The following is a 12,848-nucleotide window of genomic DNA, read 5'->3' on the forward strand; positions in this document are numbered from 1 at the left end:
ATATTCTCCTGTATTATAGCCCTTTAGTAGTAATCTTCATGTGTTGGATCAACATACCATCAATCACAGCTGAGCCTAAATTATGGAGAGGTTCAGGATTAGCCACTACGGGTATTGGAGCCATATTCGCTCCTGAAATCACATAACCACTTGAGCCACTTGAACCAGTAGTTTTACCCATAAGGCTATCTAAAGCAGCATTTGTTCCAGTTCTCCACACTGCCCCCGAAGTGCTCCAGTTACGATTTGATGTAGTACCATAAAAGTCACCACAGTTAGCTTTTGTAGGGCATGTAGGATATGTATAACCATCATAGCTACCAGTAATTGATGAAGATTGATTACAGCCAGTTCCGCTACATGTTGCATCATTTGGTTTATTAACTGCAGTTCCACCTTTCACAAATCCATTACCGGTCCAGTACTCCCATTGATATAAGTTTGCATTCCCACTACTATATCCAGTACAAACAATAAAAGTACTAGAACACCAATATGCAGATCGCCAACTGTCATTCACTACTTGACGTTGTTGATAACGCACTTGAGTTCCAGTAAAAGTTGTAGAAGCAGATAATGTTTTGTTCTGCAGTGCCCCAAAAGAAACCCCTACAGCGCCTTCACCTTTATATGCTGTCATTAAACCTGTTGTAGCATTATATTCAGTAGAACCAATGCTAATACTACTATGTGTCGCATTTGTACCCTGATAAGTTGCTGTTGAATTTTTACCACATGCATAGACACTACAGGTTGACCCCTGATAATCAGCTTTATTAGCTCCTCCCAAGAAACCATCATAAGCAGTATAAATTCGCTTATATAAATCAGGTTTATTTGGTATAGCAGCTATTTCTAATACTAGGTTATTACTATTTACATCTTTGTTGACCATTAGAGGTTGGTATAACGTACCTAAAACAAGATTAATATTCGCGCCATATAAATATAACCCCTCTGTCTCATCAAAGTTTGGAGCTGTTACGCCATTTATAGCAGGTGAGTCAAGCTTATTTTGAACCATTCCAGTTTCTCTAGTACTGAATCGCAAAACACCTGATGTCGGTAGTTCCCACGAACGAGTTCGTGTCTTAGAATCAGTTCTAGATTGGCTTTCTATAACAAATTGACAACCAGCTGAGGTATTAAAACTTGTATTTGTTGCTCCTCCATTATTGCACCCCCCGCCTACTGAACCAAACATAGGATCTGTACCCTGATGAATTTGCTGCCAATTAGATATTGTTCCAGTATTTTCCACAGTACTGTCAACTATTGTGGCTTTTAGATTTCTTGTATCCCCACTATTAAAGCGTAATACACCTGCCATACCCAAGGTATTATTATAAGACGTATCCTTAATGTAACCACCTGATGCATTTCCAACGGCCCCACCTAGGGTTTGAAACATCTGAATTTGGCTGCCATTAATGCTAAAACCATCCCAAACTGCTTGTAAACGTAAACGATTAGCCCGATCTGCACCATTTAAATTGAACTGAGTAGATGCAGCAACATCAGCAGCACTTGCACCAGTGTCCAACGTTTTCTCAGGCTGTCTCGGGTCACGTACAAATGCATCCGCCCAAAAAGCAAGCTTTAGGTCATATGCATCTGCACCAGAAGCTACTGTTGTTGGTTTAGTGATATGATAACGTGGTGCTTCCAAAGCCAAATAAGTTACCTTACAAGCATCAGGTGTCGTATTACAGTTGTTAGAGGGTGTCGATACGCTACCAAAATTTGGAATATTAGAATCGGTTTGAACTTTAAATAACCAAGGGTTTTCTGCTGTCCCCCAGCTCCCTATCACGCCACCTAGACGATTGTTTAAATCGTTATCGCCTTTGGAAATCGCTAATCCATATAAATATAAGTCAGCTTTACCAGCTGTAGTCGGAGCCATATTTGATAATGGTCCAACAGGAATATAACGAATATAACCTGTATCTAAGCTTCTATCCGTATGATCCCATTTAGCTGCATCGTTTTCTGCTTTTTGCATTACCATAGAAAAATTCTCAGGTAAAAAAGCAATGCCTTCGCCTGTTGTTTGGCTAAGTCCTTCATCGGAAATTTCTTGTAGCGCAAAAGCGGTTTGACTCATACATAAACCGATAAAACTTGCCAACAAAGTTTGTTTAAAAACTACCGTAGAAGTACCTTTAACCATAATGACTATCCTATCAACTGATGCTCCGCACCATCTTTATTTTTCTTTCGTCCTATTGAGTGACCAAATCAATTAAGATTTTTCAGCTTCCGAGCCACACTCAAACTTATTAGGCTATTTTTTGCCTAACCATTCTCATTTTTCATTATGCCGAATATTTACACAAATGCAAAATAAAGTGGTCAAATGTTACATTTTTCCGATAAGCGAATTTATCAACGAACAAATGAAGATCAGAACAAAATTAAAATCTCCATCCAATCGAAAATTGAACTTAGGTCTAATTAGCTGCATCACACTAGACATCAACTATTCTTCTATGTGAGATAAAAGACTTTTTCCAAATACCAATATAAATAGAGTATCAATTAAGTTAATAAAACAATTCTTTCTTTAGCTTTATAAAAAGGAAAATTTTATATGTAAAAAGGATCTCTTAAAAAACAATATAAGCAACTGCTTCAAAACCAATACTTTACTCTGATAGTTTAACCATTGACCGAATGATCAATGGTTAAATTTTTTTATAATAATAAACGCCCTGAAAATTTAAGTCTTCGGCAGTGTCACGCCTGTTTGACCTTGATATTTCCCGCCACGATCTTTGTATGATGTTTCACATACTTCATCACTTTCAAAAAACAGCATCTGAGCAACACCCTCACCCGCATAAATACGTGCAGGTAAATTTGTGGTATTTGAAAACTCAAGGGTAACGTGACCTTCCCACTCAGGCTCTAACGGCGTAACGTTTACAATGATACCGCAACGCGCATAGGTTGACTTCCCTAAACATACAGTAAGTACATTACGTGGAATACGGAAATATTCAATCGTACGTGCTAGAGCAAACGAGTTTGGTGGAATAATACAAACATCAGATTCGATATCAATAAAGCTTTTATCATCAAAGTTTTTTGGATCGACAATTGCAGAGTGTACATTGGTAAATACTTTGAATTCACGCGCACAACGGACATCATAGCCATAGCTTGATACCCCATAGGAAATCAACTTTTCTCCGTTTTCATCGAAACGAACTTGATTTTCTGCATAAGGTTCAATCATGCCGTGTTTTTCGCTCATTTCACGAATCCAACGATCAGATTTTATTGCCATGTCTTTATATCCAAAAACGAAGTTGATGATTGGTGGCTACTTTAACGTAAAATGCTGCCAATGAAAACAATGCTGATCTATCAGCAATCTGATATGACGACTAGAGTTTAGAAAGTGCAGAATAACTGATCGGGATCGCAAAACTCACGAGCACAATAGATGCGGTCCTTTGTAATTTGGCTTGAGATAACCATCCAACTTTATTCGTTGCTAAAGCTGCCCCAACGGCAATCCAAAACATGGCAATCGGAACAATTAGCCCAACGAAAGTACTCATATGAGTCAAATATATTTCTTGGCTCGTCCAAGCACTTGCAGGGAAAATTGCTGACGCAAACAATAATGCTTTAGGGTTCAGCAATGTCGCACATAAAAGCTCTCGTGGTCTGATCGTTGGCTGATTCAATGCAACTTGTTGGTCTGCTGTACGCCATAATTTTATAGCTAGAAAAAGAATATAGCTCGCACTCAATAATTTTAAGAATGTTGGGAGCAATGGCAAGGTAGCAGAGACAGTACCAATCAACACACCCCACGCACTAATCGCTATGATATAACCCATCGCTTCTGCGGGTATGAGCAATAAAGATTTGCGTACGCCGACTTGGATACCTGAAGATGCTAGCAAAGTATTGGTTGGACCTGGTGTGAACAAGATCGTGGCAACCAAACCGATAAAAAACCATGAAATCATTGAATGACCTCACTAAGAGAGGTTTTTAGATTAATCTAAACAATACTATGATAGCAAAAAATATCTGTAAGGAGTCATGTCTACCTTTCAGCTAAGCTTTTATATTTACTATCTTTTTAAAGAGTCAATGTTTAGCAACTTGTAAGTCACCATCTCATTATCGTAGATTTATTCACCACCCCACTCTGCACTTTGGCTTTTACAACATGAAAAATCAAACATTTATTGTACATAATTTAAGTTTGAGCTAAGAAACGACTGTTAAGATAAAGATGATATTTTCTCATCACTTTACCCATTTTATGCCTAAGCTATTCTTCCAAAAGTGGCTTCCTTCCTCTGAAAAAATTGCCGATTTAAAACTTATGAAAATATTCGGCACTCGCACCTTGAATCCATTGCTTTGGTATGTGAATCGACACTCGATTGCAAAAGCGATAGGTCTTGGGGCATTTTGGGGAATTTTACCAGTTCCTTTCCACAGCCTTTTCATAATTCTCACGGTTTTATATTTTGAAGTAAATTTGCCGCTTGGACTATGTATGGCTTGGCTAACCAATCCATTGACCATCGTCCCAATTTTATATTTAGGTTTTTGGTTTGGTGCAAAAATTTTCCACGTCAATATGATTAATAAAGACATGCTACTTGGCGTCTTACATCAGATCCTTAACTGGTTACAAAATTTCGGTCATGGACATATTGATCTGCATTTAGCCAAAATCTTAATTACAGGGCTCATCATCGAAGCCGTTCTGTTCGCACTATTATTTTATATTGCTACACATTTAATCTGGCGTTGGATGGTGATCCGCAAATGGAAATCACGCCATTCAGCAAGATAAATTCTTTAGTCTAAAAACCTGTAAAAAAAGTTGCCATCCCCCTGAGAATACGGTAAGAGTAGAACATATTTAATTGCGTAAAAATGTACTGAATATTAAATAAAGCAGCCAAATGATGGATTTATGGTGTGCATATAAACAGGAGATAGTAATGAAAAAATGGCCCCAACTCATTTTACTCGGTTTAGCAATAACAGGTTTATCTGCTTGTTCTGACAATACTGGCAATAAAAATGCAAGCCAAGAAGGCAGTACCGCAACGACAAGCACCAATAAACTGGAAACACGATTTGTTAATATTGCAACTGGTGGAGCTTCAGGTCCATATAATGTCATCGCAACAAATTTGGCTGAAATTTACCATAAAACGTATGGCGTTAATTCTAAGACGCAGACCACAGGTGCTTCTGTAGAAAATCTAAATTTATTAAAGCAAAACAAAGTAGAAATGGCTTTTGTGATGAGCGACAGTCTCACCGAAGCAATCAATGGACAAGGCAGCTTTAAAGATAAAATCACCAATGTTCAGCAAATCGCAGCGCTCTATCCGAACTATGTGCAAATCGTAACCTCAAAGAAATCTGGAATTAAAAATATTGAGGATTTGAAAGGTAAACGTATCGCAGTTGGTGCTCAGAACTCAGGTGTTGAAGTCAATGCTCGTACTTTGTTGAATGGTTTTGGTATTACCTACAAGGATGTAAAAGTAGATTATTTAGGCTATGCCGAAGCGGCGGATGCATTGAAAGGTGGAAAACTAGATGCAGCCTTCCTTACCAGTGGTATTCCAAACTCGTCACTGATGGAATTGCAACGTGGTTATGATCTACAGTTGGTCAGTATCAATCCTGATAAGATTAAAGAAATTGCCAAAGATCAGGCCTATTTCTTACCAATGATTATTCCGAAAGGAACCTATGACAATGCTGAGGATATTCCAACTGCAGCAATCATGAATGCTTTAGTCGTTCGCTCTGATTTATCTGAAGATGATGTCTACAAATTGACTAAAACCTTCTTCGAAAGCCTAGATGCTTTAGCCAATACTCACCAAGCAGCAAAAGACATCACTTTGCAAGGTGCTCAAAATGGTTTAGTCGCACCACTCCATCCAGGTGCTAAAAAATACTACGACGAGGTCGCGACAGCTCAATGAAAATTATAAGTGCAGCTTCGGCTGCACTTTTCTGTTTAGCCTTTGGTATTGTTTTATTGGTCAGTTATCCAATTGCAAATACACATGTGATGAGTGAAAAACATAATTGCATCATTCGTGAAGCTGACTTTAACTTGCAATGGCGACATTCTGTCGAAAAAACAATATGGCGGGAAAGTTATCATCGTGAAAAAAATGCATTCCGTTTGGTCTATACCGATCTAATTTCTTTTGGCGCTGGTACACCAAGCGATTACCCCATTATTTCTCAAAAAGATGGCGTGATCAGAATGGCTGTAAATCAAAAACTGAAAGAGATTAATTGGACTGTTTCACGAAATATGCAAGGTCAACTGTCCTGGAACAATACGACATGGGCAATTGCAAATGAACTGCCTGATTATAGCCTTGTGCAGTTTAAGAGTACGTACACACCATTATGGAAGATCTGGTGGTTAGGAGAATGTAGATGAATAAACCCGATAACAGTGCAACACCAGAACAGAGTGATCAAGCCAAACAAAGAGAATTATTAGAAAAGTTTGATAAGGAATCGGTTACTCGCACACCCAAACAGAAATCTGTTGCCCTCTTTATTACCGTTTTAGCAATTTGTTATTCACTCTTTCATTTATTTATTACCTATAACCCGTTACCTGAACTGATCCAACGTTCAGCACACGTGTCTATTGGTTTAGCACTAATTTTCTTACTCTATCCTGCACGACAAAGTAGTGATCGACAGCATATTGCATGGTATGACTGGATTTTAATGTTAGCCTCCTTTGCCTCACTGGGCTATTTATGGATTGAATATCAAAATATCATGACCTCTCGTGGAGGTATTCCCAATACGTTAGATATCGTTTTTGCAATCATGACAGTTGTGTTAGTCATTGAAGCGGCACGACGAATCATGGGCTGGATGCTCCCGATTTTAGGTTTGGTTTTTCTCGCCTATCCATTTATTAGTCATTTTAATTGGATGCCTGACCGTTTACTCACTCGACCATATAGTGTGAGCGATATTTTTGGTCAAATGTATTTAAAAACTGAGGGCTTGTATTCATCAGCCATCGGTGCATCGGTCACGTTCATTTTCTTATTTATCCTATTTGGATCATTTCTTGCCAAATCTGGTATGGGCAAACTGTTCAATGATCTCGCAATGGCTTTAGCAGGTCATAAACAAGGTGGCCCTGCAAAGGTTGCTGTGATTTCTAGTGGATTTATGGGCAGTATTAACGGTACAGCGGTCGCAAATGTGGTGGGAACAGGCTCCTTCACCATTCCGTTAATGAAGAAAATTGGCTATCAAAAGAATTTTGCGGGTGCGGTGGAAGCCAGTGCCTCGGTTGGTGGACAAATTCTCCCACCAATTATGGGCGCGAGTGCGTTCATTATGGCTGAAACAACAGGAGTCAGCTATGGCACTATTGCTCTTGCTGCTGTACTCCCTGCATTGCTCTATTATCTTGGGGTAATCTCCCAAGTGCACTTCCGTGCAGGTCGGGATAATTTAAAAGGCTTGCCTAAAGCTGACCTTCCTCGCGTTAAAGAAGTATTAAAAGAACGCGGACATTTACTGATTCCAATCGTGGCTTTAGTTTTTTTCTTATTTCAATCTATGCCTGTCAGTTATGCAGCCGTCTACACGATTCTTTTAACAATCGTAGTTGCCAATCTCCGCAAAACCACGCGTATGGGATTCAAACAGATTTTAGAGGCGCTTGCTGATGGTGCAAAACAATCCTTATCAGTGATGTCTGCCTGTGCGGTGGTTGGTTTGATTATTGGTGTAGTGAGCTTAACCAGCTTCGGATCGGTCATGACCTCTTATATCATGAGTGTTGGCGCAGGAAATCTGTTCCTGACCTTATTATTTACTATGGTCGCTTCCATGATTTTAGGTATGGGGCTACCTTCTATTCCAGCTTATATTATCACTGCAACAATGGCTGCTCCTGCTTTGGCCCATTTTGATGTGCCTATCCTCGTTGCTCATATGTTCGTTTTCTATTTTGGATTATTTGCCAATATTACCCCACCTGTTGCTTTAGCAGCTTTTGCTGGTGCAGGTATTTCGGGTGGTGATCCGATGAAGACTGGTTTTCAGGCACTCAAATTGTCTCTAGCAGGCTTTATCGTACCCTTCTTGTTTGTCTATAATCCTGCAATGCTAATGATTGATACGACCAATATTGCATTGAATGCACGCGAGTTTGCGCTTCCACCAATCTGGAGTATTGTCAGTATTACGGTTACATCAATTGTCGGTATTTTGGCTTTAGGTGCTGCGGTAGAGGGTTATTTTAAAACCTCAATGAATCTAGTTTGGCGTTTAATTTTAGGGATCGGTGCGTTGCTGATGATTATGCCTGAGGGCAGAACTGATCTGATCGGAATAGTGATGGTCGGTCTTTCAATTGCAATGAATATTTTACAAGCCAAGAAAGAAAGTCCATCATCTTCGAACATTTAAACTCGAAGTTTAAGCAAATTTCAGAAAGGCGGTCGTCAAGACCGCCTTTCTTTCCATATGAAATATACAAAGCTTTATTTCGACTCGCTTTTTGCTTTCATGTATTGTTCTGCAACATCTAATACATAGTCCTGACATGCTTCACCTGTCGCAGGATCATAAGCACCGTTATTGGTTATATTATTAGATAAAATCCGAATCCCAAGAAATGGTACATTGAATTGATGAGCAATTTGCGCAACTGATGCAGCTTCCATTTCTTCAACTGAAGTTCCATATGTGTTATGGAAAAATTTAATTCGATCCAATTCATTATTCCAAACATCTGCAGAACCAATCGTTCCTTCCACTACTCTCCCTTTTGTATAATTCACTTTAGCTTTATAAGCCGCAACTAATAATGCTTGATCACCTTCGAACTTGCGTATAGCAATTGGTTCAGGATCAGACTCATCTTCCGGCAACACATCAAACGCTTCATGCCATGTTAATGCATCAGATCCACCACCAATCGGTTGTTGTGGTGTTCTGAATGCACCAATATTGGTCGTATATTTTCCGAGAACAATATCAAAAACGTTTAATTCAGGATCATGACCACCAGATGTCCCTTGGTTAATAATAGCTATCGGCTGGTACTTTTGAATGGCGATCGCAGTCGCTGCTGCTGAGTTACTCATCCCCATACGTGTTTTAGAAATAATCATTGGATAGCCGTTGTAGGTACCTTTCCAAAATTTCCAACCACCAATGGTTTCAACAGTTACATGATCTAACTTTGCAGCCATGCGTTCAGATTCTACGGGTAATGCACCTTGGATCACGATAGGTTGTAATTTCATTTGCTGCTGGGGTTCATTGTCTTTTTTAGATTCATCACTATTGCATGCACTGAATAAAAAGGCAGCACAAACACCTACAATACCGACAGCATATTTCAACCGCTTCATAAAACTCATCTCAAATTAAAATTGAGATGAAGCAATCGACATGCCAATTTTTACTAAACGTTATATTTTTACAAGCACAGAATTAAAAGCCCAACAATTTTGTTGGGCTAGGCGTTGTTAGAAAATACGCTTATCGTCCCGCTGACGCTGAGGTAATTTATTCATTTGTTCCAGCACTACTGCTGCAATATTCATATAACTTTCTGCTGCATCATCTTCAACTACGACACTCGGTTGACCATTGTCAGCATGTTCACGGATTTTTGCGTCTAAGGGTAAACGCCCCAACAATGGAATATCATATTGTTCAGAAAGCTGATCGCCACCACCGATACCAAAAATCTGTTCTTCATGTCCACAGTTCGAACAAATATGCGTTGACATATTTTCAATCACACCCAGTACAGGAATATTCACTTTATTGAATAATTCAATCCCTTTCACGGCATCCATGAGCGCGACATTTTGTGGTGTGGTGACAATTACAGCCCCAGTTACAGGGATACGCTGCGCTAAAGTAAGTTGAATATCACCTGTGCCTGGCGGCATATCAATCACTAATACATCCAAATCTGGCCACAATGTTTGATTGAATAACTGCATCAATGCACCCGTTGCCTTAGGCCCACGCCAAGCCACAGGCGTATTGTTCGCCCCAATAAGATGACCAATCGAAATAACCGCCATGCCATAGGCATCTAAAGGAACAAAATGTTCATTTTCAATTTGTGGCGTACGGCCTGCATTTCCTAACATGGTTGGAATACTTGGGCCATAAATATCCGCATCAAGGACACCAACTTTCAAACCAAGTTTTTGTAGTGCCAAAGCTAAATTTACAGTGGTTGTTGATTTACCTACACCACCTTTCCCCGAAGACACCAAAATCACATTTTGAATACGTGGATGTGGTGCCACATCTCGTTGCTGTGGTGCGGCTTTCTGGATTGGAGGATTATTTGGATCTTCCTCAGCTTTTGGAGAAGCATCCATCACAGGCGGTAACTTATTACTATTTTCAGCTTTAGGTTGAGATGAACAGCTATGCCCCGCCTCTCCATGTGCGGCATGTTTTTGTTGAATAATATGAAGATTCAGTTCTTGGATTCCACATTTTTCCAAAGCATCAGCCAACTCGTCATGAATTTGTTGCAAATGATCTTTTTCTTGCGGGTATGTATTGATGGTCAGTTGTAAGATACGACCTTGTACATTGACTTGGCTAATTCGATCTTTTAAAGCATTTTCAGAGTTTGGCAAAACATAATTCTGTAGCACTGCTTGAATTTCGTCTTCCTTCACCTCTTGAGCTGGTGAAAAAACAGATTTTAAGGAAGAAAGCCACGACATTTTGTTTACTCCAAAAACAGGTCAACATATCACTGAGTTTGGTTAGTTTAGCAGTATTAATAGCGGTTGCCACTTTATAAATGAATCACGTTGCAGACTAAAATTCATTACTTAAGCTACAAATATAAAAAATAGACGCTCATATCTTAGAAGATTGTTGCGCATTTTTTAAATGCACTTTCTTCAGTCAATATCAGCGTCTAGATTTATTCAAAAAGTGCTAAGCATCAACCTTTGAACTTATTAATGGTATCAGTTGCAGCTTTCTTCAAATCATCTAATTTGTGACTCGCTTGAGCTTTCAAATCATCAAACTTGGCAGCAGCATCATCTTTTAACTCAGCCGCTTTTGCTTTCGCATCGTCCAATTTATGACTTGCTTCTTCTTTTAAATGATCAAACTTTTCCTGAAGACTATGCTGTGTGTCTTCTAGTTTTGCTTTCGCCTCATCCACTTTGCTTGAAAAAGCATCTTTAGTTTCAGAGCCTTGCTCCGATACATCTCTCTTTAAATCATCGAGTGCTTTTTCACCCTTTAATTTCAACTCTTCAGCAGAGTGTTTTAAGTCATCAACCGCTTTTTCACCTTGTAGCTGAGCTTCTTTTGCTTTGTGTTTAAGATCATCACCCAATTCAGCTGCTTGAGTTTTTAATTCATCAATTTTGTCATTTGTCATGGTATTTCCTCACTAACGAATAAGCAAAGTACATATTGTTGGAGCTAGATTTATTTATAGCGCATTTAGATGATTTTTTTAGTGATTGCTGCAAATTGAAACAATTGGGATACAGGAAGATTCATTTCATATCCGACTGATAACCTTTTGAATTTTTTAGATATAAAAATCATATAAATGAACAACATCAACCTTGATTATGAAACTCTTTCCTAGAGATTTCATATAAAACATGCCTGCTCAATGGATGATCGGATGCCAATGCAGGATGTTGGAATTCTGTGATTTTTCTCATTTTTAACTTTTTCATTACGGCTTGTGATTTTTCATTTTCCAAAGTTGTAAAAGATACAACTTTATTCAGTTGCAACTGTTCAAACGCAAAATCCAAAGCGGCATTCGCAGCTTCTGATGCGTAGCCTTGCCCCCAATATGCCTGATCAAGTCGCCAACCAATTTCAACACAAGGCGAAAATGAAAATTGTATGGGTTGATCATGCAATCCAACAAATCCTATGAATTGTTGGGTTTCTTTTAATTCTACTGCCCAAAAACCCCAGCCTTTCGTCTCGATAATTAACTTCATACGATCAATCAAGGCATCACTTTCTGCTCGTGACAGCAGATTCGGAAAGTACTGCATCACTTGAGGATTGGTTCCCATTTCGGCAAAACATGGATAATCACTATCTCGCCATTGGCGCAAAATCAGTCTTGATGTTTCGATCATTTTTACAACCATCAAATTTCAATTAAAAACTATTCACAATATAGCGAAATAGATCAGATATACTTTCGCGTTAACGATATCTTAAACTTATTTATAAAGTTATGAATGAAAATGAACTTTTAGAAATTCAACATGAACTTCAAGCTCAAGAAAAACGTCTGAATTATATTCTTTCAAGTAAAAGAAGAATCCAGCATATGATTCTTTCTTTTGAACAGGATCTGGCTGAACAATTAATTCCTGTTATTGATCAAATCAGTGATGATAAAGCGCCAGTTGAAAGCAGTTTAGCGCTGACGATTTGCTGGAAATTTTCTAAAGCCGAGTTTCCGAAAACTGAACATTGGTGTAGCGAACTCAGCATTACTGACCTTGAAATTAGGGATCAATTTACTGTGACGTTAAAAGCACAGGCATGGTTAGGGACTCTAGGCAGTGATGAGCTTTGGCAAACTCCAATGTGCGCTGAAATTACGCTTGATCCAAAAACAGATGGTCTCAAGAGCTACTACATCCATTTCTTGTCTAAAGGCAAAATTATTTCGCTGAGAAAGAACTCAAAGCACAACGTAACCGTTAAGCAGATGCAGAGTATGTGATCTTTGAATATTTCACTGAATCCCTTGTGCAAGTCGGGGTCAAGTCATGTAAAATCATCCACCTTGTAAATAC

At 38.9% G+C, this 12,848-nt stretch carries 12 protein-coding genes; 5 read left to right on the forward strand and 7 right to left on the reverse strand.

The window, feature by feature from the left end; translation table 11 throughout:
• Window positions 1-13 precede the first annotated feature (13 nt).
• The 3 genes from DS737_RS12200 to DS737_RS12210 all read right to left on the reverse strand — a co-directional run bounded on the left by DS737_RS12200 (window position 14) and on the right by DS737_RS12210 (window position 3,986).
• Window positions 14-2,173, reverse strand: coding sequence for a hypothetical protein (locus DS737_RS12200; protein WP_017394971.1), 2,160 nt, complete (start codon window positions 2,171-2,173; stop codon window positions 14-16).
• A gap of 549 nt (window positions 2,174-2,722) precedes the next feature.
• Window positions 2,723-3,292, reverse strand: coding sequence for a dCTP deaminase (dcd, locus tag DS737_RS12205; RefSeq protein ID WP_003653416.1), 570 nt, complete (start codon window positions 3,290-3,292; stop codon window positions 2,723-2,725).
• Window positions 3,293-3,392: 100 nt separating this feature from the next.
• Window positions 3,393-3,986 (reverse strand): LysE family translocator, encoded by a 594-nt coding sequence (locus DS737_RS12210; RefSeq protein ID WP_004638083.1) that lies wholly within the window; start codon window positions 3,984-3,986, stop codon window positions 3,393-3,395.
• A 302-nt stretch (window positions 3,987-4,288) separates the two neighbouring features.
• Here DS737_RS12210 and DS737_RS12215 point away from each other — a divergent pair, with 302 nt between their 5' ends.
• The 4 genes from DS737_RS12215 (at window position 4,289) to DS737_RS12230 (ending at window position 8,469) form a co-directional block, all read left to right on the forward strand.
• Window positions 4,289-4,831: a DUF2062 domain-containing protein gene (locus tag DS737_RS12215; RefSeq protein WP_004638082.1), complete on the forward strand. Its 543-nt coding sequence runs from the start codon at window positions 4,289-4,291 to the stop codon at window positions 4,829-4,831.
• A 151-nt stretch (window positions 4,832-4,982) separates the two neighbouring features.
• Complete coding sequence (locus tag DS737_RS12220; protein WP_113997641.1) at window positions 4,983-5,987, forward strand: TAXI family TRAP transporter solute-binding subunit; 1,005 nt, start codon at window positions 4,983-4,985, stop codon at window positions 5,985-5,987.
• Complete coding sequence (locus tag DS737_RS12225) at window positions 5,984-6,460, forward strand: DUF1850 domain-containing protein (RefSeq protein ID WP_113997642.1); 477 nt, start codon at window positions 5,984-5,986, stop codon at window positions 6,458-6,460. Before DS737_RS12220 ends, DS737_RS12225 begins: the two co-directional genes overlap by 4 nt.
• A complete protein-coding gene (locus tag DS737_RS12230) occupies window positions 6,457-8,469 on the forward strand; it encodes a TRAP transporter permease (protein ID WP_113997643.1) in 2,013 nt (670 codons plus the stop codon). The genes DS737_RS12225 and DS737_RS12230 overlap by 4 nt, the downstream gene beginning before the upstream one ends.
• Before the next feature lie 74 nt (window positions 8,470-8,543).
• On the opposite strand, the gene DS737_RS12235 is transcribed toward DS737_RS12230, so the two are convergent.
• The 4 genes from DS737_RS12235 to DS737_RS12250 form a co-directional block, all read right to left on the reverse strand.
• Window positions 8,544-9,419 (reverse strand): 5'-methylthioadenosine/S-adenosylhomocysteine nucleosidase, encoded by an 876-nt coding sequence (locus DS737_RS12235; RefSeq protein ID WP_113997644.1) that lies wholly within the window; start codon window positions 9,417-9,419, stop codon window positions 8,544-8,546.
• 117 nt (window positions 9,420-9,536) lie between these two features.
• Complete coding sequence (gene apbC / locus DS737_RS12240) at window positions 9,537-10,769, reverse strand: iron-sulfur cluster carrier protein ApbC (RefSeq protein WP_004638077.1); 1,233 nt, start codon at window positions 10,767-10,769, stop codon at window positions 9,537-9,539.
• Window positions 10,770-10,996: 227 nt separating this feature from the next.
• The gene (locus tag DS737_RS12245; RefSeq protein WP_004638076.1) at window positions 10,997-11,446 is read right to left on the reverse strand and encodes a hypothetical protein; all 450 of its coding nucleotides are present in this window, start codon (window positions 11,444-11,446) and stop codon (window positions 10,997-10,999) included.
• A gap of 187 nt (window positions 11,447-11,633) precedes the next feature.
• Window positions 11,634-12,176, reverse strand: a complete 543-nt coding sequence (locus DS737_RS12250; protein ID WP_171287592.1) for a GNAT family N-acetyltransferase — start codon at window positions 12,174-12,176, stop codon at window positions 11,634-11,636.
• Between the two features lie 101 nt (window positions 12,177-12,277).
• On the opposite strand from DS737_RS12250, the gene DS737_RS12255 reads away from it, so the two are divergent.
• A complete protein-coding gene (locus tag DS737_RS12255; RefSeq protein ID WP_113997646.1) occupies window positions 12,278-12,775 on the forward strand; it encodes a hypothetical protein in 498 nt (165 codons plus the stop codon).
• Window positions 12,776-12,848: the final 73 nt, after the last annotated feature.

The sequence above is a fragment of the Acinetobacter haemolyticus genome, assembly GCF_003323815.1.
GTDB classification, from domain to species: Bacteria; Pseudomonadota; Gammaproteobacteria; order Pseudomonadales; family Moraxellaceae; genus Acinetobacter; species Acinetobacter haemolyticus.